Source organism: Micromonospora sp. LOL_021, assembly GCF_048060215.1.
Classification (GTDB): Bacteria; Actinomycetota; Actinomycetes; order Mycobacteriales; family Micromonosporaceae; genus Micromonospora_E.
The window spans coordinates 56,362-80,118 of the sequence record NZ_JBHMIN010000027.1 but is presented as its reverse complement, the minus strand read 5'-3'; the positions used below and the strand labels follow the sequence as shown (position 1 = coordinate 80,118).

The window sequence follows — 23,757 nt, the reverse complement described above, 5'->3', positions numbered from 1 at the left end:
GCAGGTGGGCTCGTCGGGGCGCTGGTGTGGTCGGAAACCGGGTGGGGGGAGATGTCGTGGTCCTTGGACGCAAACGACGAGGAAGCGATCCGGCGTTGCCGGTGCGAGCCGTGCAGGCCGCGATCCCTGGGCGGGTCTCGATCGCGGTCCCGATCCGCGAGCCGACGGGAGGCCCCGATCGCGGCGTCGGCAACCACACGACACTACTGGGAGGTGTGCGCGAGCGATGCGATCTCCATCAGTGCATCGACATGTGCGGCGAAGGCCCGCCGTCCGGTACGCGTCAGCTGCGCCCACGTCCGTCGGCGACCGTTGAGCGTAGCCCTGCGCAGCCTGAGGTAGCCTGCATCCTCCAGCTGTTTGATGTGCTTGGACAGTGCCGAGTCGCTGATCCCGAGTGCCTCTCGCAGCACCTGGAACTCGGCCTCGTCCAGGGGGGTCAACAGAGAACAGATGTGCAGGCGGTGGGGCGCGTGGATGACCGGATCGAGGCGTGGCACGGTCACCACGGCGTTGTTGTGGACGCGGGGGTGCCGGCGCTCATGACGGTCGTCCCGTGACCCTTCGTCGAGTCGAGTGGCGCAGAAGCTCGAGCACCGTGAAGAGCATCAGACCCGCGACCGCCCCGGACGCCGACGGGATCCACCACTGCCGGGACGCGTCGAACGCCTGAGCTGCGAACAATCCGAGTCCGAGTATCACCAGCGGTACGGCCACGACGATGGCGAAGGCTTCGGCAGTGCCGTGCACGGCCCTCACCCGCGCCACGACACGGTGCCGCCACGCGCCGAGGGCCACGAGCCCGGCGATGAGAAGGGTCGCGACGATCCATGTAGCGAGTGGGCCGTCGAAGACGGTGGCGACCCCCATGGCGGCGGACCACGCTGACACAGCTGCGGCAAACCGCCGCGAATACAGGCCTTTGCTCAGCCCGAACTGCTTCATCTGCTCGATCGATGTCAAGGCCCTCGTCGCCTCATCCGGCGTGGGGTCGTCGGGGAAGATGACCATAGGTCCCTCTCTTTCCAGTGCGGAAAGAGTAGCTTTGACTTTCCGCCTCGGCAAGTCACGGCTGGAGCGCGGAGACACGTCCACTTCTGGATCCGTAGGCTGCACGCGCGTAAGTAGTCCCGAGGCTCGAGAATCCATACGCGCCGACCGAGGACCAGCGACATCCGCATGGTCCGGTCCGCAGGAGCCGTCGGACGGGGTGGTGATGCCGCGCCTTCTCAGGCGTTGGCGATGCTCGTCAGGGCTCTGTGGACCAGCGCGGTCTGTCGGCCGAGCGTCCGGCCCGCCAGCAGTTCGCGCAGCGGGACGCGGACGCCGAACTCGTCATGGATGCGCCGGGCCAGCTGGGTGATCAGCAGGGAGTCGCCGCCGAGGGCGAAGAAGTCCGCATCCTTGGCGAGATCGTCCTGCCCGAGTACCTCGGCCCAGAGCTTCGGCAGCGTCACCTCGGGATCGGGATTTCCCGTGGTAGCCGTGGTAACGGTGGTAGCCGTTACCATCGGGCTGCGGTTCACCTCGGGTGCGAGCAGACGGGGCCCGGCGAAGGCGTAGCCAGGCAGATGGATGCGCCGACCCTCGCCAGCCCCGAGGGCGTGTGGCGGCACCGGCACGCCCAGGGTCCACAGCCGGCCGAGGGCCTCGAGGATCGCCCGGCCGGGGTCCCCGCCACCGGGATCGAGCGGCACTGCGGTCAGCCCGGCGGCTGCGGTCGCAGTGGCAAGGGCTTGCCCAGGGCCGACCTCCACAGCTACGCAGTGCGGATGCTGCCGGGCAAGCGCGGCGACGGCGTCGCCGAAGAGTACAGGCCGGCACACCTGCTCTACCAGTGCCTCGAGGGTGACGGTGCCGCCGACCGGAACAATCTTCCCGGTCAGGTTTCCGGCCAGCGGTGTCATCACCGGACGTAGCGCCGCCCCGGTGAGCGCCCCAGCCAGCTCGGGCACCGCAGGCTCCATCAGCCGGGAGTGAAAGGCGTGGCTGGTGTGCAGCCGGCGGGCGAAGACCCGGTCGCCGATGTGCCGGCGCAGCCGTTCCACCTCCTGTTCGGTGCCGGATAGGGTGCAACTGGCCGGACTGTTGACCGCTGCCAGCGTCAGGTTGGCGCCCGATCCGGCGATCAGGTCCCAGGCGGTGTCGGCATCGCAGCCGACAGCCAGCATTGCGCCCGGCGGGCAGGACTGCATGGCACGCCCTCGGATGACGACGAAGCGAGCGGCATCGGCGAGCTCGAGTACGCCGGCGAGACACGCCGCGGTGATCTCACCGAGACTGTGGCCGAGGAGAGCGCATGGCGCCATGCCGAGTCCGGCCAGGGCACGCCCGGTCGCGTAGCCGACCGCGAACAGGGCCGGCTGTGCCAGCTCTGTGCGGGCTAGCTCGTCGGCCGGGAAGGCGGGGTCGAACAGCGCGCGGCGCAGCCGCTCGGACAGCTCATCGTGGAACACGGCGAGGCACTCCTGCAGCGCCATGCTGAATCCGGGCAGCGCCGTTGCGTACCCGATAGCCATCCCCGGCCGCTGCGAGCCCTGGCCGGGGAGTAGGAAGGCTACCGGAACCGGCCCGGCCGGCGCGCGGCCACGTGTGCGCAGCGGGCGCTGTTGCAGCAGTTCGGCGACTTCGGCGCTGTCACGGCCAACCACCGCCAGGCGTTCCGGCAGCGTGGCGCGACCGACGGCCAGAGTTGCGGAGACGTCGGCGAGGTCCGGTTGTTCGCGGCGCAGGTGCGCTGTCGTCCGTTCCACCGTCCGGTCGAGAGCCTCCGGATCAGAGGCGGACAGAATGACCACCCGGTCCCGGACGGGTGCCACGGGCCGGGCCGGCGCGGGCTCCGGTGCCTCGACGATCATGTGCGCGTTGGTGCCGCCAATGCCGAACGAGCTGATCCCAGCGCGCCGGGGGACCGGCCCGGTCCAGGGCTCCGCAGCCGTCGGCACGCGCAGTGGCGATCCTTCGGCGTCCAGCAGCGGGTTGAGCGCGGTGAACCCGGCGACGGGGGGGACGACGCCGTCCCTGACCACCCGCATCGCCTTGATCAGCGAGGCCAGGCCGGACGCCGCGTCGAGGTGGCCGACGGTGGCCTTGAGCGCGCCGACGGCGACCTGGCCCGGTGCGGCACCCATGGCAGCCAGCGCCGCGCTCGCCGCGGCCCACTCGATCGGATCGCCGATCCGGGTACCGGTGGCATGCGCCTCCAGATAGCCGATGGATGATCCGGGCACGTCGGCGACGGCCAGGGCGGTCCGGATCACCTCCTCCTGACCGGTCAGTGAGGGCGCGTAGTAGCCGGCTTTGGCGGCGCCGTCGTTGTTGACCGCACCGCCGAGCAGAACTCCGTACGGATCGGGGCCGTCGCCGATGTCGGCGAGCCGGCGCAGCACCACGGCCACTACCCCGGAACCGGCCACGACACCGTCGGAGTGCTCGTCGAACGGCCGGCACTGCCCGGCGGCCGACTGGATGCCGCCGTCGACGTGCAGGTGGCCGCCCTGCGGGAAGTCGATGCCGGCGGCCGCCACCAGGGCTGTGTCGCATTCGCCGTTGATCAGGGCCTGCGTGGCGAAGTGCACGGCAACCAGCGAGGAGGAGCAGGCGGTCTGCACGCTCAGCGCCGGGCCGGTCAACCCGAGCTTGTAGGCGATCAGACTGGCGATGAAGTCCGGTTCGGTGCCGTGCAGGGCCTGGTCCAGGGTGAGCGGGTCGAGTGGTCCGCCGGAGAGCATGGCTCGCAGGTAGCCGCTGCCGCTGCCGCTGGTGAAAACGGCGATGTTGCGGCCGGTACTGTCGCCGGGTGCCGCTTGCGGCGTGATCCCGGCATCCTCCAGGGCAGACCAGGCGACCTCGAGCATCAACCGGTGCTGTGGGTCCATCAGTTCGGCGTCACGGGCGCTGATACCGAACAGCCGGTGGTCGAAGCGATCGACGTCGGCAAGTACACCGCGGACGGGGACGTAGCCCGCCGCGCCGGCGACTTCGGCCGGCACGCCGGCGTCGAGTAACTCGGCGCGGGTCATTCGGCGGGTCAGGACCGCCCCGCCCTCAACGGCGTCCCACCACGAGTCCAGGTCGGTCACGCCCGGCAGACGGGCGGACACCCCGGTCACAGCGACGTCGAGAGCGCGGTCCCGTTCCATGGACGACCTCCGGAGGAAGATGCGGCGATCAGGGCCGAACCCAACATTGCCGCACTAGGCAACTTATGGCAACCTCTTGACAAGCTTGGCACAAAGTTGATCCGACGGGATGGAGAAGAGGATGCGATCCACATCGCACGCCGCTGAGCCGACCCGGCTGCTGGACGAGCCCGTCTGCCTGCACCGGCTCACCGATCCGGTGCTGCACGCCGAGGGCGACCCGCACCGGGCGTGGCGCTGGATGCGCCACCACGCGCCGGTGCTGCGCCATCCCGACGGCGACCTGCCGGCATTCTGGTCGCTGACTCGGTACGAGGACGTCCGAGCCGTCTACCGCGACCCGGAGACATTCTCGTCCCGCCGCGGCGTGCTACTGCGCCCCGCCTACCGGGGCGAGGACCCTGGCGGCGGTATGACGCTGGCACTCACGGACCCGCCCCGGCACAGGCAACTGCGTGCGGTCGTCGCGGGCTGGTTCACCACCCGCTCGGTCCGATGGCTGGAAGAGTCAATGCGTGACTCGGTGCGCGCCATCCTCGCCCGGGTGGTCGACGAGCCGGTCGTCGACTTCGTGCAGGACGTCGCAGGCCGGCTGTCGATGTATCTGATCGGCTCCATCATGGGCGTTGCGGAACACGACCACGAGAAGCTGTTCCGCTGGACCAACGAGGCATTCGAGGCGGGTGTCTCGCTGGCCGCGCACCAGGAGCTGATGCACTACTTCATCGGATTGATGGAGCGTCGCCTCGCCGAGCCGGCCGACGACCTGGTCAGTGCCCTGCTCGGCGGCACCATCGACGGTGCCCTGCTCACCGAGGAAGAAGTCCTGCTGAACTGCGAGAACATCGTTGGTGCCACCGAGAACGGGCAGCTGGCGATCGCTGGCGGAATGGCCGCGTTCCTGGCGCGCCCCGACCAGTGGGAGCGGCTCGGTGCCGATCGGTCTTTGCTGCCGACGGCCGTCGAGGAGGTGCTGCGGTGGACGTCAAGTGCCACGCACAGCATGCGGACGGCCACCCGGGACTGCGTCATCCGCGATCAGCGGATCGCGGCCGGTGATCGGTTGGTGCTCTGGGTCGCGTCGGCCAACCGGGACGAAGATGTCTTCGTCAGCCCGGACCACTTCGACATCGGCCGTACCCCAAACCGTCATCTCGCGCTCGGTATCGGGGAGCACTTCTGCCTGGGTGCCACGCTGGCCCGCGCACAGATGCGGATCCTGTACAGCGAACTGCTGGACCGGATCCGGCTCATCGAACCGGCCGGTCCGGCGCACCGGGTGCGGTCCATCGCAGTCGCTGGGCCCGAGACGCTGCCGATTCGCCTGACACCGCGGTGATCAGAGCCTGCGGATCCGCTCGCCTATTCGCTTGCTCATCTCTTCGACGGTCGACTCGGCGATCACGTCGCGCCGGAAGTACAGCGTCAGCCGCAACCCGCCGTCCTCGCCCGGCCAGATTTCCGCGTGCAGTTCCAGGGGCAGGTCAAGATAGGGCTGGCGAACGAAGGTGGTCCGGGCACCATCCAGTGCGAGTTCCCCGGGCGCGTTGTCCTGCACGGCGAAGAGGTTCTGGAACAGTGGTGGTCGGCTTCCGCCGGGCAGATCGAGCAGTTGCAACATATCCTGAAACGTCACGTCCTGTGCCGAGAACGCCGCTGCGAAGTCGCGCTGGGCCGCCCGTAGGGCGCCCGGTCCCTCACCGAGCGCTGCGCCGCGCAGCCGCAGGCACAGCATCGCGATGTGGCACCCGACGGCGAGCTCTGAGCGGGCTCCGTGCCGCTGGGCGACCGGGATGCCCACGGCGAAGTCCCGCTGCCCGGTGACCTCGGCGAGAGAGACCGCGTAGTGATGCAGCAACGCCGCGAATCGGCTGACACCAGCGGCTTTGGCTTCGGCGTCAACTGCGGCCACCATGTCCGGCTCGATGGATACCTCGACGAGGCCGGTGCCGGCGACCTGATCCGGTCCGGGCGAGACCGGCCAGTGCAGGGACGGCACCCGGGCGAGCTCGATCCGCAACCTTTCACGCTGGTCCACCAGGCCGCTCATCGCGAGCCGCTCGATGTAGTCGCCGTAGGCGCGGGCCAGTGCCGGCGGCGCGGGCTGGTCCGGCGGCGGCGCACCACGCCGGGCGGCGTTGTACGCCGCCGCCAGGTCCCGTGCGAGCACCGACTCCGACCAGCCGTCGAACGCGATGTGATGCACGACGATCCCGAGCACGGTCGCGTCCCCGGCCGGTGACACGGCCACCCGCCACACATCCGCATCCTCAATCAGCAGCTCGCTGGTGAAGAGCGCACGCAACGCCGCGATGGCGGCTGGCACGGACGGCTGCGCTGGCAGTCTCTCCAGCGGCGGCGGGTCGACCTCGGTGATCCGTGCTATCGGCCGGGGGTCGCCCAGGTAGGCCGCGCGCAGCGGCTCATGCCGGGCGTGCGTCGCGGCGATCGCGGACTCGAGCGCCTCGTGGTCGAGCTCGCCGTCGATCACCCAGGCCAGTAGACAGTGCGAGGTCAGGTCCGTCGGGTCGAGCAGATGCCGGGTCAGGAAGATCAGCTGCATGGGCGTGAGCGGGACGACGCCCACCTCGGCGTCGCCGGTGTCCGCCGGTGCACCCGTGTCCGCCCGTGCACCGGGGTCGGCTCCTTGCAGCCAGCCGGCCAGCCCGGTGACGGTCGGATGGTCGAGGAGCTGGGCGAGCGGGACCGGCCGTTCCAGCCGATCTGCCAGGCGCGCGCAGACCCGGCCCATGTCCAGCGAGCTACCGCCCAGGTCGCTGAGGGACACGTCCAGCGGCACCCCGGTGCGGCCCAGCACTTCGGCGAAGACCTCGGCGACGACCACAGCCATGCCGGCCGGCCGCTCGCCGTGCCCGTTACCGGCGGCATGGCGACCGGCGGGGACGGCGCGTGACAGGAGGGCCCGTTCGTCGAGCTTGCCCTGCGGCGTCACAGGAAAGGCGGCGATCGTCCGGATCTCGGCGGGCAACAGATAGACGGGAAGCGCCTCACGGAGTACCGGTAGCGCCTCTCCGAGCGGGTCATCCGGCTGCTCTGGCACACACCAGGCGATCAGCCGAGGCTCAGGGCCGCCCGTGCGGTCGACCACCACCCGACAGGAGCGTACCGGTAGCAGGGCGATGATCCTGCGTTCGATCTCCGCCGGCTCGATGCGATGGCCGCGGATCTTCACCTGCCGGTCGGCGCGCCCACGGAAGTGCAGCAGCCCGCTGGCGTCTCGGACCCCGAGGTCGCCGGTGCGGTACGCACGTACCTCCTGGTCGCCGACCCGGATCGTCACGAACTTGCGCGCGGTCTGCTCCTCGTCACCGACGTAGCCCAGCGCCAGCCCGGTGCCGGTGAGGCAGATCTCGCCGATCTCGCCGTCCGCGCACGGCCGGCTGCCATCAAGGAGGTGCACCCCGGTCTCCGGGACGGGACGGCCCAGTGGCACCCCGTCCGGGTGTTCGGCGTCGGCCAGTGAGATCCGGTGGGTGGTGGCGAACACGGTGCACTCCACCGGACCGTATCCGTTGAGTAGGACGACGCCGGGGTGGCGGCGCAGAAACCGGCCTACGTGGGTGGGTGAGAGACGTTCTCCACCGATCATCAGCAGGCGTAGCCCGGCGAACGCATCTGGGTCCTCATCGACCAGCATATTGAACAGGCTGCTGGTCAGCCAGGTGGTGGAAACCCCGTGCCGGCGGATGCCGTCGCGCAGCCCGTCGGCGGTCAGGTACGGCTCCGTGACGATCACCGAGGTGCCGCCGTTGGCGAGTGCCGCCCACAGTTCCAGGGAGAATGCGTCCCATGGCGCCGGCGCGGCCAGCGGAATCACAGTGTTTTCGTCGAAGGTGGCGAAGGTGTCGACCGCGAAGAGCCGGGCGGTGGCGCGGTGGGGTGTGAGCACGCCTTTCGGACGTCCGGTGGTTCCCGAGGTGAAGAACACACAGCACGCCGTGTCCCCGCTGACTTCGGCGGGCCGGAATCCGGACGGTGCGGCTGCCTCGTCTACCCGAGGTGTCCACACCGGAAGGTCGGGCCCGGCGACCGGCTCGGCGGCGATCAGCAGCGGCGCGTGGAGCACTGCGGTGACCTCCCGCAGGCGTGCTGCGGGCCAAGCCGGGTCCAGCAGCGCATAGGCGGAACCTGTCTTGAGTACTGCGAGGAGAGCGAGCACGAGGTCCGTCCCGCGTGGCAGGACGATCGGCACCTGATGACCCGCGGTCACGCCCTCGGCGGCGAGCCGGGCGGCCCAGGCGTTCGCCGTTGCGTCCAGCTCGCGGTAGCTGATGTGGCGATCCTCGGCGACCAGCGCCGTGGACCCGGGCCGGCACCGGGCTGTCCGGGCCACCCGCTGGTGCAAGCCCTCGTCGAGACGGGCGGGCCCCACCGGCGGTATCGGATTGGTCTGCACTGAGTGCCTCCCGTCGGCTGGCGACACATCTGCATGGCTAGCGCCAACCTCTGCCATGTTGTCACCGGTTGCCAAGAGTGGCAACCCCGGTCAGTGGGCACCCGTTCCGGCAGTGGTTTGGGAGATGTCCTGGGTCACCGTCTCGGCGATGGTGCGCCAGACCTCTGCTGCGAGTTCCGGGTTGCGCGCCTCCTGCGCCTGCTGCGCGAGGTCCTTCAGTGTGCGCACGCCGTGCTCGTGGTCGCCGTCGAGGATGCGCAGCCGGCAGCACAGCGCCTGAAACCGGATGCGGTCCCGGAACGACAGCAGCAGCGCCTGCCCGTCGATCTGCGCGCAGATCGCTCGAGCCTCGTCCAGTCGGTCCTGCTTGACGGCGAGGTGGGCGCGCAGTGCGGTCAGCTGTTGGGCGTGCAGCTCGGTGCCGACCACCCGTAGCACCGGGGTGACCTCGTCCAGCAGCGCCTGCGCGGGTTCGGTGAGGGCGGGAGTGAGCTGGAGATAGAGGGAAGCCGCCGCGAGTCGTAGCCGGATCCACCGGAGCAGGTCCTGGCGGCCGTCGAGCCCGAGCAGCGCACGCTCGAGCAGATCCTGGGCGGCTCGATAGTCGCCCTGTCGGATCCGGACAGTGGCCGCCGCCCACAGCGCCTCGACCTGCAGTGTGCCCGCAGCCTGCTCGGTCAGTCTGCAGAGCTGGTCGGCATGAATCCATGCCTCGGTCAGCCGGCCGAGCTCAGCCTCTGCGGAGACCAGTGCGTGCAGGGCACCGGCCCGGTCCGCCACCGACAGGCCCTCGGCGGCCTGCCACGCCGTCATCGCGTGCTTGCGGGCCGACCCGTTGTCGCCGAGCAGGCGCATACAGCGGGACAGCTGGATGTACGCCCGGGCCCGCAGCTGCGGCGCACCCAGCTCGTCGCTGAGCTGGGTCAGCTCGGTGAGCAGGGTGAGCTCCTCGTCGTGGCGACCCTTGCCGTTCGAGGTGCGGGCCAGCAGCCACAACGCCTGCCAGCGCAGTGCCGGGTCCCAGCTGTCGGTGTCGTGCAGCGCCTCGGTGAGTTGCTCGGTCGTCCCGTCGTCAGCGGAGGTGGAGATAGCCTCGGCGAGGAACTGGACGAGCGACGAAGTCTGCGTGGACGGTGGGCCGGACCCGCCGACCGAGGGCGCTGCCAGCTCAGCGACCGGCACGCCGAGCCGCTCCGCCAGGTACCCGACGATCCGGCTGTTCGGCCGGCGGGCGCCCGACTCGAGACGGGAGAGATACCCGGTGGACATCCCGTCGCCGGCCAGGGCAGCCTGCGAGAGCCCTCGCTTGACGCGCATGGCCCGCAGGTGTTCGCCGAAAGCCGGTTGTTCGAGCATCTCACCCTCGTCCTGGAGCGGCCCGGGTAGCACCGACCTCGAGCGCTGTGGGACCTGAAGTGTGCCTCTCCCTCCGCAGTTTGACAAACTTGTCAGGCAGGATTCCCTGATTAACGGAGGTGCTGGCAGGAATCTTGCCCCTCCGGCCCAGTCGGTTCGGCACCTGCCCGGGCGTCGCCTGCAGGCACGCGGCTCACAACCCCAAGCGGTTCAGGAGATCGGCCGACGAGCCGGTGAACTGACGCGTGGCGAGCCGGTCGGCGGCCTGGGCGAAGGCGGGCCGCTGGTCGAGGAACCGCTGTAGCTGGTCGACCGAGAGCTCTCGGTCGCCATGAACACCGATCCCGCAGCGGTCCAGCATCATCGCGTTGAACTGCTGCTCGTAGACGTCGAACGGCAGTGCCAGGACCGGCTTGCGTAGGTACAGGCACTCGGACAGCAGCTGGTGACCAGCGGTGGCGACTACCGCTGAGCAGGTGCGCAGTGCCTCGGTGAACTTCGGACGGTCGAAGAGGGACGTGACCACGTTCTGCGGTGCGTCACCGATCGGCGTCTTGCTGAAGACAGTGAACGTCACCTCCGGGAAGCCGGCGAGCACGCGAAGGAACTCGGCGGGCTCCTGGCGCATCGCGGCGTACGGCGACAGGTAGACGACCACGGAGGTCCCGTCGACCTCGGGCGTCATCGACAACACGTCCGGGCGCAGGATCGGTTCGATGACCTGACCCTCGTACCGCTCGTCACGCTCCCACTCCAGCGGAAAGAACGAGGAGGCGATCCGGTCGTCCGCGGCCGGGAAGAAGTACCTCAACTTGGCCGCCTCGTGCCAGCGGGTGTAGCCGCCGGCGTCTGGCGTGCGGTACAACAGGAACTTGCTCTGCTGCTCGGTCGTGATCAGGCGAGCACCCACCAGGTAGGCGATCTGCGCGCTGGCCGGCTCGTAATCGGTCAGCACCACCTCGGGCGCGTCGCCAAGCTGCTCGGCGACCTGCTCGCAGAGGGCGAAGTTCCAGGCATCGCCCCGCGGGTCGAGCTCCCGTCCGTTGGCGGCGCTGCGGGTGATGTCGATGCCGGTCGGCGTCATCGCGACCCAGCCGCCGGGGAAGTGGGCGGGTTCGGCGATGGGCACGTGGGAGGGGAAGGCGTCGTTGAGAGCGGCGACCCCGTCGCCGAAGGTGACCAGGGCCACTCGATGTCCGCGTTCCTGCAGCTGGCGCACCAGGTTCAGCTGGCGCGAGGCGTGCCCGTTGCCCATCCCGCAGGCGCCGACGAGCACCCGCCGGGTCGGGGCGGCGGGTGCCTGCGCGGGACGGCCGGCGTCGGTCATGAGAAGTCCTCTCGTGAGTCGGCGGATGACCCGTTTAGTCTGCACAGCTAGGCAAATTTTGGCAACCTGTGGCAAAGTTGGGTTGGTGAGGGTGCGTGCGGCTCGTTGGAGTTGCCAACCTGCCGGGCTCGGCGTACTCGGCTTGTCCGGCGCCCGATCGTCGGGGTGAGATCTCCGGCTCGCCTGGCCACGATAAGAAGAGGGACGAATTTGATGACTACACCGCAGCGTTGCTCCGTCATCGTGCCGACGTACAACCGGATCACCCTGCTCCGGCACACCCTCGACTCGTTCATCCGGCAGGACCTGCCCGCCGACGACTTCGAGGTGATCGTCTGCGACGACGGCTCGAACGACGGTACCGAGGCGTTGGTCGCGGGCTACCACGACCGGCTCCGAATCCGGTATTTCTTCCAGGAGGACGAGGGCTTCCGCGTCGCCCAGGCCCGCAACCTGGGTCTGCGGGCCGCACGCGCCCCAGTGAGCGTCTTCGTCGACTCGGGAGTGGTGCTCGGCTCTGGCGCGCTGGCGGCGCACTGCGCCGCCCATGAGGGCACAGCCGGCCCGGCCGCCGTCATCGGCTACGTATGGGGCTTCGCCGACGACATCCGCGCAGCCGCCGATCGGATCGACCCGGCCGACCCGGACGGCACCATTGAGCGGCTGTCACGGGACGACACCCTGCCCGACGTACGGGAGTGGTACTACCACCGGTACGGCGAGCGGCTGTGGGAGTTGGCGGCGCCCTGGCTGATCTTCTGGACCTGCAACGTCTCGGTGAACACGGCGCAGGCCCATGCGGTCGGGATGTTCGACGAGGCGTACCGGTCATGGGGCGGGGAGGACGTCGACCTGGCGTACCGCCTTCATCGCGGGGGGGCGCGTTTCCTGTTGAGCCGCGACGCGGTGGCGGTGCACTGTCCGCACCCCAAGGAGGACACTCGCAGCGCGAAGGCCAACCACCACTATTTCGCGGCCAAGTACGACACCCCGATCACCCGCCTCCGCCCGGACCATGACATCTTCCTGATCGAGCAGGAGATCCGCGACCGCGGTCTGCCGTCCTGCTCTGAGTACCTGGCGAGGTTGACCTCCACGGGCGCCAGGTGACCGCGGTGGCGAGCAAGAGCACCGGCTTCACGCAACTCGTCAACGACGGCGCGCTGCGCGGCCTCATGGTGAACACCGCGCTCGTCGGCCTCGGCGGCGCGTTGGTCAACACCTCGACCAGCCTCTTTCTGGCAACGGCGATCGGGGCCACCCCGCTGCTGATCGGACTCTTCTTCACCGGCCGTGGGTTGCTGGAGGTGGCGGCCGGCCTGAGCCTGGGCGCGCTGTCGGACCGCACCGGTAACCGGCGCACCCTGCTGATGCTCTGCCCGTTCTTCTCCGCCGCTGGCGCGCTGGCCTATTCGACGATCCGCGACTACTACGTGCTGTTCGCCATCGGCGCGGTCTTCTTCGCCATCGGTGGATCCGGCTTCGCGCAGATCTTCGCCTACAACCGAGACTTCGCCTCCGCCCGTTCGCTGAACCCGACCCTGCTCAACTCGGTGTTGCGCTCGATCACGTCGACCTGCTGGATCGTCGGCCCGCCGCTGGGGTTCTTCCTCATCGACGCGCGGGGCTTCACCGCGCTGTACCTGCTCACCGGGGCGCTCTACATGACCTCGGGCGTGCTGTGCCGCTGGCTGTTGCCCGATTTGACCGATACCGTCACCAAGAACAAGGCCAGGGGCAACCCGTTCGCCGGCATCGGTCGGTCGCTGTGGTTGCTCATCCTGGCCGTGCTGTTGATGTTGACGGTGAACAACATCTATCAGATCAACGTCGCCCTGTTCATCACTCGCGACCTGGGCCTGAACGCCGGGTTCGTCGGACTGCTGCTCGGGCTCTGCGCGGCGCTGGAGGTCGGCGTGATCCTGGTGCTCGGGCGATACGCGGACCGGATAGGCAAGGGGCGCCTCATGCTCGCCGCCACCGCCTGCGCCACGATCTTCTTCGTCGCGCTCCCGTTCGTGCAGACCAAGCTCGCGCTGGTGCTGCTGCAGGTGCCGAACGCGCTCTGGACCGCGATCGTGCTGAGCATCCCGGTGACCATCCTGCAGGACGCGATGGGCAACCGCGTCGGTATGGCCTCCTCGCTCTACACCAGCTCGTTCCAGATCGGCATTCTGCTGGGCGGTGCCACCGCCGGAGTGGTCGCCGAATGGCTCGGCTTCACCAACGTCTTCTTCGCCTGTGCGATCCTGACCGCGGCTGCCACGGCCTTCCTCGCCGCCGACCGGCAGGGTCGGGCGCGCGACAGGCTCCCGGGAGGCGTCCGGGCCGCCGCCGGTTGAGCGGGGGTGCCCCGCTTGCTGGTCAAACACGGCGAGCCCCAGTCACGGGGAGCGACCCCTGGCCGCTAACGTTTGCCATCACGACAGGTCGTCGTTGATGGAGCTGACGACTCAAGGAAGACCATGCTCGAACAACCCGAATTCGGACAACGCCTCCGGGCTCTCCGCGCCGAGCGTGGCCTGTCTCAGGCGGCGCTCGCAGACGGGGTCATGTCCACCGGATATCTGTCCCGGCTGGAGTCCGGCGCACGGCCGCCGACGCACCGGGTAGTGGAGAACCTCGCACGCCGGCTCGGCGTGTCGGTCTCCGCCTTCGAAGGCCCGGTCGACGGCGTCGGCACCCCGCGGCACTCCGCGTTCGCCGAGCTCCTGGCTGCGGTGGTGGCCGCGGCGAACGACGCCGACCTGGCGGAGTCGCTGGCCGATGCCCTGCACAAGACACCCGACCTCGACCCCGCGCTGCGGTGGCAGGCGCTCTGGCTGCTGGCTGAGATCCGTCGCGGCGAGGGCCAGCAGCAGGAGGAGTACGTCCTGCTCAAGGAGCTGGTTGACCTCAGCGAGTCGTTGGCGTCGCCTGAGCTGTGGTCCCGCGCCTGCACTGGCCTCTCCCGCTGCGCCCGCACGCTCGGCCACACCGCGCAGGCGCGGGAGTACGCGCAGCGGGCGCATGAGCTGTCCGAAAAGGCATCACAAGCCGCCCGTACGGGTGCCCTGCAGGCCCTCGTCGCGATCGAGGCGGAGGTGGGGGAGCTGGCGGCCGCGCAGGCACACGCCGAGCTGCTGTGTGAGCTGACCGAGAACGTGGAGGGCACGGCGCACGTCGAAGCGCTCTGGGCGGCGGCCACGGTCAGCACCCGCCAGGGCGATCACGCCGGGGGCCGGCGGCTGCTGGAACGCGCTCTCGACCGGTTGGACAGCCACGTCGACCTGGTGCTGTGGATGCGGTTACGGTTGGCCGCAGCCTCACTCGGTCTCCAGGTGAGCCCGCCGCCGCTGGACGAGGTGCGGGCCAGGCTACAGGAGGCGGCCACGGTCGTTAGCCTGGTCGGTACCGAGCTGCATCAGCAGGAGCTGCGTACGCTCTGGGTCTACCTCGCGGTGGAGGAGGGCCGCCTGGACGAGGCGTGGGAGATGGCGGAGCGGGTCGCAGCCGAGCAGTCGCTGCTCTCCTTCCGCGACCGCCTGAAGTTCGAGGCCATGCGTGTCCGGCTGCAGATCCGCCGGGGCGACCGGGAGGCCGGTGTGCACCGGATGCGGGAGCTCGCCGAGGAGGCGGAGTCGGCTCGCAACGTCGAGCTTGCCGCCGAGATCTGGCGGACGCTGGCCACCACTCTGACCGGAGACTGACGAGCCGTTCGGCCGGAGTCCGGCCGAACGGCTCACAAGCGGTAGTCTCAGGCGCCGTTGCTGTAGGCGGTCGTGTCACCGCAGAGCACGACACTGGGTCGCCCGTCGACACCTACCGGCGTCGAGCCGACCAGGGTCAGCCGTTCCGCCCGACGGTGCGCCGTGCCGTAGTCGTAGACGGCGTAGTGCTCGGTGGCACGGTTGTCCCAGATGGCCAGGTCGCCGACCCGCCACTGCCACCGCACTGTCTGCTCCGGTTTGGTCACGTACTCCTGGAGCGAGTGGATCAGCTCGCGGGAGACCTGCGGGCTGTAACCGACCACGCTCTGCGCGAATCCGCCGAGCAGCAGGGCGCGCTCCCCCGTCTCCGGGTGCACCCGCACCGCGGGATGCTCCGTCTCGATCCGGTTGGAGATGTAGTCGCCGCGCCAGTCGACGGTGTCGTCGGTGAAGTCGGAGTCGTTGCTGTGCACGATCCGCAGCCGGTCGGCGAGATCGCGCAGCTCGGCCGGCATGCTCTGGTACGCGGTGGCGGTGTTGGCCCAGATGGTGTCGCCACCCACCGGCGGGATGACCTTGGCATGTAGGAAGGCCGCTGCGGGTGGGCGTTCGATGAAGGACAGGTCGGTGTGCCAGTGGTTGGCCCGGGTGCCGTGGGAGGAGTCCATCGCCCGCAGGTGCGGCTGCTCCTCGGCGTTGTCGTAGATCGGGTGGCCAAGGGTCAGGTCGCCGAATCGCTTCACGAAGGCGACCTGGCTGTCGTAGTCGAGCTCCTGGTCGCGCAGGAAGATCACCTTGTGATCGAGCAGGGCCTGCCGCACCTGCGCGACGACCTCGTCGCGCAACGGGCCTGAGGCGTCGACGCCGCCGATGACCGCACCGATGTTTCCGGCAATGCGTTGCACGGTGACCGTCGGCGACGGCAGCAGTGTCCCAGTCATGACTCCCCCTTCTGCTTGCCAAATCTTTACCGCATCCTTTGCCTGATTGTGCCAAAAACTTGCCAGGGTGGACAGGGGAGCTCGACAATCAATCCATGACGAACGACATCCTCGGCATCGCCGACGACGCGATGAGCTGGGTGGAGACTGCGCACGACGCGACCGGACGACGCGGGGTCGCGGCAGGTTACGACCTGCGGCAGGGCTGGCAGGCCCCCTACCCGGAGACCAGCGGCTATCTCGTGCCGACCCTGCTGCGCGCGGCGCGCGTTCTGGACCGACCCGCTCTGGCCGTGCGCGCCCGCGAGATCGGCGACTGGCTGCTCGAGCTGCAGTCCGCCGACGGCGCGTTCCCCGGCGGCATGGGCGTCGACGGTCCGCCGGTTGTCTTCGACGTCGGCCAGATCATCTTCGGTCTCCTGGCGATTGGAGACGCCGCCAGCGAGGCGGCTGCCGAACGCGCCGGCCGATGGCTGCTCACCCAGCAACGTGCCGACGGTGCCTGGCTCTCCCACTTCGACTTCCCGAACACGTACTCGTCGCGGGTCAGCTGGGCGCTGGCAGAGCTGTGGCGGGCCACCGGCGATCCGGCCGTCCTCGCCGCGGTCCGCCGCTCGCTGCACTGGATCCTCCGGCAGGTCCGGCCGGACGGCTGGATCGACGGCATGGCATTCTCCGCCAGCCACACGCCGTGGACCCACACCATCGGATACGCCCTACGTGGACTGTCCCGCTGCGCCGACCTGCTCGCCGACGATCTCGCTGAGCAGGCCCGCGCTGCGGCGGACCGGTGTGCGCGCCGCCTCGCCGAACTGGACAGCCCGTTGTACCCGCTGCTGCCGGGCGAGATCGGCCTCGGGTTCGAACCGCTGGCGGACTACGCATGCCTCACCGGCGATGCCCAGATGGTGACGATCTGGTGGGACCTGCACCGGCGAGAAGGCGACGCTGTCCTCGCGAAACGCTGCGAACAGGTGCTGGCGCGCCTGGCCGAACTGCAGGTGCGCCAGCCGCTGGAACCGGCTGCGATGGGCGCGTTGCCGGGCTCCTTCCCGCTGACCGGGGGCTTCGAGCCGCTGGCCTTTCCCAACTGGGCCGCCAAGTTTCTGGCCGACGCGGCGATGAACGTGGCTTCCGCACGATGACCCGACGCGTACGGCGGGACACCCCGCCGTACGCGTTCACGGCACTGGCGCCGTGGTTCTGCAGGCCGTCTTCACCCCGTGAGCAGCCGACGCAGCCACTGCACCCGGGCTTGCCGGGCCCCGCGCGAGACGGTCGCGTCCGGCACCCACTCGTCGAAACTGTGGAAGGCACCCGACCAGACGTGCAGCTCGGCCTGGCCACCCGCCTGCCACACCCGGCTGGCATAGTCGACCGCCTCGTCCCGCAGGGCCTCGACCGAGCCCACGTCGAGAAACATCGGCGCCAGCCCGGACAGGTCCTCGGCCCGTGCCGGAGCGACGTACTGCGAGACGTCGCCGCCTCGGCGCTCACCGAGCAGCGCGGTCCAACCGGTCAGGTTGGAGGTCCGGTCCCACAGGCCGACACCGTCCATCTGCCGCCCCGACGGGGTCTCGCACCGGTCGTCGAGCATCGGGCACTGCAGCATCTGACCGAACAGGCGCGGTCCACCGCGATCGCGGGCCAGCAGCGCGACTCCGGCCGCCAGCCCACCGCCGGCACTGTTGCCGCTGACCACAACCCTGGAGGGGTCGAGTGACCGCCCGGCTCCGTGCTCGGCAATCCAGACAAGCCCGGCGTAGCAGTCCTCCAGCCCGGCCGGCGCCGGATGCTCCGGCGCGAGGCGATACTCCACGGCGACGACCGCGAACCCCAGCTCCTGCGCCCGGTCGAGGTCGCCGTCCAGCTCCCGGCTACGGCTGGTACCAGCCACCATGCCGCCGCCGTGGATGTGGTAGATGACGGGGAAGGGACCGGGCGTCGCAGTGGGACGACAGATCAGCAGGGAGATGTCCGGCGCGCCGGGTGGCCCGGCGGCGGTCAACTCCTCGATGTCGAATGCACCGCCCCGACGGATCTGCTCGTCGGACATCCGGCCGGCCGCCGACAGCTCCCGCCGGAAGCTGATCTGGTCTGCGGTCATGCTCGGCAGGCCGTCGAGAATGTCGCGCAGCGGTCCGGCGAGCTGCGGGTCGAACGGCGGCGGTCCGAGGGGCGAACCCACCATGGTCATGGCGCTCCTCTCAGCCCACTGCGGCACCGGCCCGGAGCAGGCCGAACGGTGGGTCAGAAGTCAGGTAGAAGTGGTCGCCCGCGACGACCTCCTCGTGGAACGGGCCTCGGGTGAGCTCCGGCCACGGCCGGCAGTCCGCGTCGACGTCCTCGCGCCCTACGATCGTCGTGACCGGGCAGCGCAGCAGCGGCTCCACCCGGAACGCGCGGATGTAGGCGTGGAACATCCGACCGTCGCTGCGGATGTACGGAAGTACGAGTTCCTGGAAGAAGGGGTCTGCCGCCACCTCGGGATCCGTACCTCCGAGGCTGATCAGCCGTGCGATCGTCGTCGGGTCGTCGTCGGGCTCCTCCTCCGTGAGCTCCTCCGGCTCCGGCAGCGGAGCGTTGCGTGACCCGGAGGCGAACAGATGGGCCACCGGGATACCGTCGGTCTCCAGGTGCCGGGCCGTTTCCAGGGCCACGGCCGCGCCCATGCTGTGCCCGAAGAAGACCAGCGGACTGCCGGCCAGCGGGCGTACCGCTGCGGCGATCCGCGCGGCTAGCTGCACCAGGTCGTCCGGCGCTGGCTCGTCGATCCGCTCGGCCCGGCCGGGATAGCGGACGGCGTGCACGACGCTGTCCGGCAGATGGGCCTGCCAGTCGCGGAACATCGTCGCCGAGCCACCGGCGTGGGGGAAACAGATCAGTTGTCGTCGTGCGCCCGCCGGGGCGGCGCCGGATCGCAGCCAGATGCGCGGGTCCACGCCGGAGGCCGTCATGCCCGCACCCGCCGGGCCCGCGCCGCTCGGGCGCGCTCCACGACCGCCTGACGCGGGTCGTCGACCGGCCCGGCATCGGTGCCACCACGTCCGATCAGCTCCGCCTGGGCTGCCACCGTGGTATGCCGGAACAGCGCCACCACGGACGGCCGCGTTCCGGTGCGCCGCTCCAACGCGCCCTGCAGCTGGAACATGGTCAGTGAGTGGCCACCGAGGTCGAAGAAGTTGACGTCGACCGGGACGTCGGCGACCTTCAGCACCTCAGCCCATGCCGCGGCGACCTGGGCGGTGGCGCCGTCACGGGTGGGCTGAGCCGTCGGCGCCGGGGTCGGGTGTGCGGCGTACCGGCGTAGTGCCTCGCGGTCCACCTTGCCGTTGACGGTGAGCGGGAACTCCGGTACGACGTGGATCCGGGCGGGCACCATGGCCGCCGGCACCTGCCGGGACAACTCCAGGCGTACGCTCTCCGCGCTCACCGCTTGATCCGCGACCACGAATGCCTCCATCGCGGTCCGCGTTTCGTCGGGCAGGACCGCAGCGTCCCGGACGCCGGGCACGGCCCGCAGCGCGGAGTCCACCGCGCCCAGTTCCACCCGGTGCCCGCGGATCTTGATCTGATCGTCGCGGCGGCCCAGGAAATCCAGCGTTCCCTCGTCGTTCCAGCGCGCCATGTCGCCGGTCCGGTACATGCGCGCGCCGGGCGTCGGGTCGAACGGGTCGGGCAGGAACGCCTTCTCCGTTGCCTCTGGTTGGCCGAGGTAGCCGTGAGCGACGCCGGCACCGCCTACGAACAGCTCGCCCTCGACGCCACGGCCGACCGGGCGCAGGTCGTCGTCCAGCACATATACCCGGCCACCGGGGATCGGACCGCCGATGCTGACCGGGGCCGGCCCGGTGAACCGCCGGTACGTGGCCCAGACGGTCGCCTCCGTCGGTCCGTACTCGTTGACCAGGTACACCCGGGGGCCGTGCGTGGCGAAATGGCGGCGCAGGAGAGTTTCGGGCAGCGCCTCGCCAGCGGTGATGACGGTGTCCAACGACTGCAGGACGTCCGGGCCGGCACGGTCGGCGGCGTCGAGCAGCACCGCGTACAGCGACGGGACGCAGAGCAGGTGCGTCACCCGGCGGTGACCCACCAGGCGGACCAGACGCTCCGGGTCGCGCACCTCGTCGGCTGCTGCTACGACCAGACGGCCGCCAGCGCTCAGGGTTCCCCAGATCCCGGCGATCGAGGAGTCGAAGGCCAGCGGCGAGACGAGCAGGAAGGCTGGCGCCCCCGGGTAGACGAGGCGGCGGGCCGCCGTGGAAGCGGCCAGTTGGCCGTGGGTGACGAGCACACCTTTGGGCTCGCCGGTGCTTCCGGAGGTGTAGATGACATAGGCGGGATCGTCGACTGTGGCTTCGGCCGCCGGCCCTGGCTGTGGGGCCGGCTCCGGACGGTGAGCGACCACGAGCGGCCGGCCGGCCGCTCGAAGTCGTGGCTCGGTGGCCGGGCTGGCCACGACGGCGGCGACGGCGGCGTCGGCGAGAACCGCCGCCACCCGTAGGTCGGGCTGCGCAGGGTCGATCGGCACATAGGCGGCACCGGCCCGCCAGACGGCCAGGACGGCGGCCACCATGGCGACCGACGGCTCCATCACCACGGCGACGCTGTCGCGGTAACCGACGCCTGCGGCGGTGAGCCGTGTGGCGAGAGCCGCCGCCCAATCGTCGAGGGCACGGTAGCTGAGGCTGTCGGACTCGCCCTGCACCGCGGTGGCGTGGGGGCGGGCGCGGACGTGTTCGTCGACCGACTGGGGCAGGAGCGGCGGCGTTCCGGGAAGCGCTGCGGCCAGGCCGTGCGGCCGTGGGTCGTCCGGAATGCGTCCTGGCCGACTTTTGGTGATCAACGGTTGGGAGGGCACTGCGTCCGCCATGGAACTCCCCCGATCGTCATCGGTGTGGTCTGTGTGGGCACGTTCCCGAGGCTAAGCGATCTGGCAAATTTTGGCAATCTCTGACAAAAATCTGGCAAAGCCTGTACGTGATGGTGTGCCGCCCCATGTGGAGCGGCACACCGGTGGTGGTACGAGTCGAGTCGTGATCACGGCCAGTCGATGTCGGAGGCGACCGTCGATGGGGTCGAGGTGGCCGTGTTCGTGCCCAGCGTGCCGGTCAGGGCTCCGAGGGCGAGGCAGGCGACCGCGCCGAGGGCGGCTATCCGTAGCAAGGTGGGCGAGATGGGTCGACGGTCGACGAGGCGTGCGGGGCTGCGATGCGGCATGGTTGATTCTCCCGGTACTCGAAATGTCCGGCAGTGCGACTCCGTTGTCGTTCTGCAGGGGTCGAATAAGAGACCAGCGTCGATGTCTTTATGAAGCCTACTGTCCCTGGCTGGCTGTGACCAACCCGCCGATCTGATTTATAACCATGAGACCGGAGTCGACTTTGTAGACATTAGGGGTGCTGTCTGCAATCTACCGCCAGACGCTGGCGATTCTGGCGATTAGCCGAAAGTCGGTGACTCGACCGGCTCGGACGCGGCGACGCTGATTTCGTCGCCATTCAGAAAAAGATCATCTAGAAATGCGTTCCGGAACTTGCCCGTGAAGTCAAGGTGTCGCATCAGCTCCGCGAAGTCGGCGGCGCGCGGGTAGCCCGCGACGATGTCGGGCCCGGCCAGGGTGGTCAGCTTGGCCCAGTGCGGCCGAGCGTCGAAGGGTCGCAGCGCTTTCTCCACCTCGGCGAGGACCGGGAGCACCGCAGGCCAGTTTCTGACCCAGGTGAAGTGCACCGTCACCGAGTCACGGCGGTAAGCCGGGCTGAGCCACAGGTCGTCGGCACGTACCGTACGGATCTCGGCGATCTGCAGGACCGGCGCCAGCTGCTCGGCGAGACCACGCACTGCGGACAGCGCGGCCGAGGCGTGGTCGCGCGATACGTAGAACTCTGACTGGAGTTCGTCCCCCGAGCCCGGCATGAACTCCGGGCGGAAATGTGGCAGACGCTCGTGCCACGGGCCCGGCCGATCCAGTTGCTCCGTGCTGAACTCCGGCGAGACTCCGTCGACCGGGTGCATCGGCCGCTCGGCGTGCCGACCGCCGTTCCAGCCCGACTCCGCCCATCCGGCGCGACGCTTACGCCAGACCGAGCCCTCCTCGCTGTGCCACGTGGTGAAGACGCTGACGCTGTAGGCCGAACTGAAGACTGCGTCCAGCTCGCCGATGATCTCGTCGAGCGGAACGCCGACGTGCACCTGCTGGCTCATCTCAAAGGCTGGCTCGACGTCCAGGGTCAGCGCCGTGACCACACCGAGCGCGCCCAGGGCGACGACGCATCCTCCGAAGATCCGGTCCTCGTCCCGCCGCAGCTCGCGCAGCTCGCCGTCTGGGCCCACCAGTTGCAGGCCCCGTACGGCGGCGGCGAGGCAGCGCAGCGTGTCTCCGGAACCGTGTGTTCCCGTCGCGCAGGAGCCGGCCACCGAGATGTGTGGCAACGAGGCCATGTTCGACAGCGCGTATCCCGCCCGATGCAGCTCCGCGGCCACCTCCGCGTACCGCATCCCCGCGCTGACAGTGACGGTCCGGTTCCGCTCGTCCAGGCTCAGCACCGTCGGCAGGCTGTCCAACCGGATCAGATCGTGCGTGGTGTCCGCGATCGGGCTGAACGAGTGCCCGCTGCCCAGGGCCCGGATCCGAGGTATGCCGGCGACCAACCGCCGTACCTCGTCGATGGTGTCTGGCTGATGGATCCGGGCTGCGCCGAAGGTGATCGAGCCAGCCCAGTTCGTGAGTCCCTGCGTCTGCACGGCTCACCTCCCGCCGGTGACGAACTCGTCGGCCGTGACGAACCGGAAGGAACGTTCCAGTAGGCCCTCGATGATGCGGGGCAAAGCCGCCACGACCTGTGACCGGTCCCCGCCGCCGTCGTGCAGCAGGACGATCGAGCCGTTGCGGGTGGTGTCGAGCACGCGTTCGGCGATGATCTCGGTGCCAGGCATGGCCCAGTCGACCGGTTCGACGTCCCACAGCACCATCGTGGAGTCGACCGGCCGTAGCCACTCGAGTACCTCAGGGGTGCGCGAGCCGTACGGCGGGCGGAACAGCCTAGGCGCCGCGCCGGTCGCCTTCTCGATCGTCTCGTTCGTCCGCTCCAGCTGTTCCAGCAGCTGGTGCCGGGCCAGCTCGGGCAGGAACGGGTGGGACCAGGTGTGGTTTCCGACGGTGTGTCCCTCGTCGATCATCCGGTGCAGCAGATCGGGGTGAGCCGCGGCGTTCATCCCGACACAGAAGAACACCGCGGGAACCTGAAAGCGGCGCAGCACGTCGAGGATCTGGGCGGTGTACCCGGGCGCGGGGCCGTCGTCGAAGGTCAGCGCCAGGGTGGGCCGCCCCCGGTCGCCGTGGGTCACGCAGCGGTGCTTGTCGACCATCGCGGCGAGCGCAGCGGCGCTGGTCTGTTCGTCGCGCCGCAGCACGTGCTCCCGGCCGGTCTGAGTGCCGCGGGTGGGGTCGAGCCTGACCAGACTTCCGAGGTCACGCCAGGCGGCGCGGGCGAGCACATCGGCGGGCACCGAGCCGAAGTCGGGTCGCGGTGGCAGCAGATGCGGGTCTGCGCGGTACACGACGAGGCCTGCCGCCATCATCCGGCCGTCCAGAATGCCGTTGGTGCTGTCCACCACGACCGGAGGTGCGCCGATCGTGTGCAGATGATCGATCATGGCGTCGACGTCGGCGGCATTGAACCAGGCCGGCGCGGCCACCGGTTCGCCTGTGTCGTCCAGTACGGCGAGGCGATATCCATCGCCACTCCAGGAGACTCCTGCGTAGGGCATAGGTCCTCCGAGCTGGCGTAGGCCCGGACGTGGCGTGCGAACTGCGTCGTCCGTGGCTCAACGGTCATCGACGCATAACGTTGCCACCGGAGTTCCTGTTTGGCAACAGGGATGG

Annotated in this window: 18 protein-coding genes; 5 read left to right on the top strand and 13 right to left on the bottom strand. The window is 69.7% G+C overall.

The features are described from left to right. Window positions 1–203 precede the first annotated feature (203 nt). The 3 genes from ACFHWT_RS18590 to ACFHWT_RS18580 all read right to left on the bottom strand — a co-directional run bounded on the left by ACFHWT_RS18590 (window position 204) and on the right by ACFHWT_RS18580 (window position 4,142). Complete coding sequence (locus ACFHWT_RS18590) at window positions 204–509, bottom strand: winged helix-turn-helix domain-containing protein (protein ID WP_416595927.1); 306 nt, start codon at window positions 507–509, stop codon at window positions 204–206. Between the two features lie 31 nt (window positions 510–540). Beyond that, the gene (locus tag ACFHWT_RS18585) at window positions 541–1,011 is read right to left on the bottom strand and encodes a hypothetical protein (RefSeq protein WP_416595926.1); all 471 of its coding nucleotides are present in this window, start codon (window positions 1,009–1,011) and stop codon (window positions 541–543) included. Window positions 1,012–1,229: 218 nt separating this feature from the next. Then, window positions 1,230–4,142 (bottom strand): type I polyketide synthase, encoded by a 2,913-nt coding sequence (locus ACFHWT_RS18580; protein ID WP_416595925.1) that lies wholly within the window; start codon window positions 4,140–4,142, stop codon window positions 1,230–1,232. Between the two features lie 121 nt (window positions 4,143–4,263). Here ACFHWT_RS18580 and ACFHWT_RS18575 point away from each other — a divergent pair, with 121 nt between their 5' ends. After that, window positions 4,264–5,481, top strand: a complete 1,218-nt coding sequence (locus ACFHWT_RS18575; protein ID WP_416595924.1) for a cytochrome P450 — start codon at window positions 4,264–4,266, stop codon at window positions 5,479–5,481. On the opposite strand, the gene ACFHWT_RS18570 is transcribed toward ACFHWT_RS18575, so the two are convergent. From ACFHWT_RS18570 to ACFHWT_RS18560, 3 genes are all read right to left on the bottom strand, one after another. Beyond that, entirely contained in the window at window positions 5,482–8,535 is a 3,054-nt protein-coding gene (locus ACFHWT_RS18570) for an amino acid adenylation domain-containing protein (RefSeq protein ID WP_416595923.1), read from the bottom strand. Between the two features lie 114 nt (window positions 8,536–8,649). After that, a complete protein-coding gene (locus tag ACFHWT_RS18565) occupies window positions 8,650–9,915 on the bottom strand; it encodes a helix-turn-helix domain-containing protein (protein ID WP_416595922.1) in 1,266 nt (421 codons plus the stop codon). Window positions 9,916–10,108: 193 nt separating this feature from the next. Further along, window positions 10,109–11,242 carry a glycosyltransferase family protein gene (locus ACFHWT_RS18560; protein ID WP_416595921.1) on the bottom strand — a complete coding sequence of 378 codons (1,134 nt, stop codon included), beginning with the start codon at window positions 11,240–11,242 and terminating at the stop codon, window positions 10,109–10,111. Between the two features lie 213 nt (window positions 11,243–11,455). On the opposite strand from ACFHWT_RS18560, the gene ACFHWT_RS18555 reads away from it, so the two are divergent. The 3 genes from ACFHWT_RS18555 (at window position 11,456) to ACFHWT_RS18545 (ending at window position 14,931) form a co-directional block, all read left to right on the top strand. Next, window positions 11,456–12,352: a glycosyltransferase gene (locus tag ACFHWT_RS18555; protein ID WP_416595920.1), complete on the top strand. Its 897-nt coding sequence runs from the start codon at window positions 11,456–11,458 to the stop codon at window positions 12,350–12,352. Between the two features lie 5 nt (window positions 12,353–12,357). Continuing rightward, window positions 12,358–13,584, top strand: coding sequence for a sugar efflux transporter (locus tag ACFHWT_RS18550; protein ID WP_416595919.1), 1,227 nt, complete (start codon window positions 12,358–12,360; stop codon window positions 13,582–13,584). Window positions 13,585–13,707: 123 nt separating this feature from the next. Beyond that, window positions 13,708–14,931 carry a helix-turn-helix domain-containing protein gene (locus ACFHWT_RS18545; RefSeq protein ID WP_416595918.1) on the top strand — a complete coding sequence of 408 codons (1,224 nt, stop codon included), beginning with the start codon at window positions 13,708–13,710 and terminating at the stop codon, window positions 14,929–14,931. Window positions 14,932–14,978: 47 nt separating this feature from the next. On the opposite strand, the gene ACFHWT_RS18540 is transcribed toward ACFHWT_RS18545, so the two are convergent. Continuing rightward, complete coding sequence (locus ACFHWT_RS18540) at window positions 14,979–15,872, bottom strand: TauD/TfdA dioxygenase family protein (protein ID WP_416595917.1); 894 nt, start codon at window positions 15,870–15,872, stop codon at window positions 14,979–14,981. A 95-nt stretch (window positions 15,873–15,967) separates the two neighbouring features. Between ACFHWT_RS18540 and ACFHWT_RS18535 the strand changes: the two genes are divergently transcribed. Next, window positions 15,968–17,017, top strand: a complete 1,050-nt coding sequence (locus tag ACFHWT_RS18535) for a prenyltransferase/squalene oxidase repeat-containing protein (protein WP_416595916.1) — start codon at window positions 15,968–15,970, stop codon at window positions 17,015–17,017. Window positions 17,018–17,088: 71 nt separating this feature from the next. Here the strand turns inward: ACFHWT_RS18535 and ACFHWT_RS18530 are convergent, their stop codons facing one another. From ACFHWT_RS18530 to ACFHWT_RS18505, 6 genes are all read right to left on the bottom strand, one after another. Continuing rightward, window positions 17,089–18,063 (bottom strand): alpha/beta hydrolase, encoded by a 975-nt coding sequence (locus ACFHWT_RS18530; protein WP_416595915.1) that lies wholly within the window; start codon window positions 18,061–18,063, stop codon window positions 17,089–17,091. A gap of 16 nt (window positions 18,064–18,079) precedes the next feature. Continuing rightward, the gene (locus ACFHWT_RS18525; protein ID WP_416595914.1) at window positions 18,080–18,829 is read right to left on the bottom strand and encodes a thioesterase II family protein; all 750 of its coding nucleotides are present in this window, start codon (window positions 18,827–18,829) and stop codon (window positions 18,080–18,082) included. Continuing rightward, a complete protein-coding gene (locus ACFHWT_RS18520; RefSeq protein WP_416595913.1) occupies window positions 18,826–20,718 on the bottom strand; it encodes a non-ribosomal peptide synthetase in 1,893 nt (630 codons plus the stop codon). The genes ACFHWT_RS18525 and ACFHWT_RS18520 overlap by 4 nt, the downstream gene beginning before the upstream one ends. A gap of 194 nt (window positions 20,719–20,912) precedes the next feature. Continuing rightward, window positions 20,913–21,092 (bottom strand): hypothetical protein, encoded by a 180-nt coding sequence (locus tag ACFHWT_RS18515; protein ID WP_416595912.1) that lies wholly within the window; start codon window positions 21,090–21,092, stop codon window positions 20,913–20,915. Window positions 21,093–21,314: 222 nt separating this feature from the next. Further along, window positions 21,315–22,616 carry an FAD-binding protein gene (locus ACFHWT_RS18510; RefSeq protein WP_416595911.1) on the bottom strand — a complete coding sequence of 434 codons (1,302 nt, stop codon included), beginning with the start codon at window positions 22,614–22,616 and terminating at the stop codon, window positions 21,315–21,317. A 3-nt stretch (window positions 22,617–22,619) separates the two neighbouring features. After that, window positions 22,620–23,642, bottom strand: a complete 1,023-nt coding sequence (locus tag ACFHWT_RS18505) for a polysaccharide deacetylase family protein (protein WP_416595910.1) — start codon at window positions 23,640–23,642, stop codon at window positions 22,620–22,622. Between the last annotated feature and the right edge of the window lie 115 nt (window positions 23,643–23,757).

What these genes read in the sequence shown, in the direction of transcription:
- ACFHWT_RS18525 (WP_416595914.1), bottom strand. Translation starts at nt 18,829, where the DNA reads ATGACGGCCTCCGGCGTGGACCCGCGCATCTGGCTGCGATCCGGCGCC.
- ACFHWT_RS18565 (WP_416595922.1), bottom strand. Translation starts at nt 9,915, where the DNA reads ATGCTCGAACAACCGGCTTTCGGCGAACACCTGCGGGCCATGCGCGTC.
- ACFHWT_RS18585 (WP_416595926.1), bottom strand. Translation starts at nt 1,011, where the DNA reads ATGGTCATCTTCCCCGACGACCCCACGCCGGATGAGGCGACGAGGGCC.
- ACFHWT_RS18535 (WP_416595916.1), top strand. Translation starts at nt 15,968, where the DNA reads ATGACGAACGACATCCTCGGCATCGCCGACGACGCGATGAGCTGGGTG.
- ACFHWT_RS18515 (WP_416595912.1), bottom strand. Translation starts at nt 21,092, where the DNA reads ATGCCGCATCGCAGCCCCGCACGCCTCGTCGACCGTCGACCCATCTCG.
- ACFHWT_RS18555 (WP_416595920.1), top strand. Translation starts at nt 11,456, where the DNA reads ATGACTACACCGCAGCGTTGCTCCGTCATCGTGCCGACGTACAACCGG.
- ACFHWT_RS18530 (WP_416595915.1), bottom strand. Translation starts at nt 18,063, where the DNA reads ATGGTGGGTTCGCCCCTCGGACCGCCGCCGTTCGACCCGCAGCTCGCC.
- ACFHWT_RS18575 (WP_416595924.1), top strand. Translation starts at nt 4,264, where the DNA reads ATGCGATCCACATCGCACGCCGCTGAGCCGACCCGGCTGCTGGACGAG.
- ACFHWT_RS18580 (WP_416595925.1), bottom strand. Translation starts at nt 4,142, where the DNA reads ATGGAACGGGACCGCGCTCTCGACGTCGCTGTGACCGGGGTGTCCGCC.
- ACFHWT_RS18545 (WP_416595918.1), top strand. Translation starts at nt 13,708, where the DNA reads ATGCTCGAACAACCCGAATTCGGACAACGCCTCCGGGCTCTCCGCGCC.
- ACFHWT_RS18540 (WP_416595917.1), bottom strand. Translation starts at nt 15,872, where the DNA reads ATGACTGGGACACTGCTGCCGTCGCCGACGGTCACCGTGCAACGCATT.
- ACFHWT_RS18505 (WP_416595910.1), bottom strand. Translation starts at nt 23,642, where the DNA reads ATGCCCTACGCAGGAGTCTCCTGGAGTGGCGATGGATATCGCCTCGCC.
- ACFHWT_RS18560 (WP_416595921.1), bottom strand. Translation starts at nt 11,242, where the DNA reads ATGACCGACGCCGGCCGTCCCGCGCAGGCACCCGCCGCCCCGACCCGG.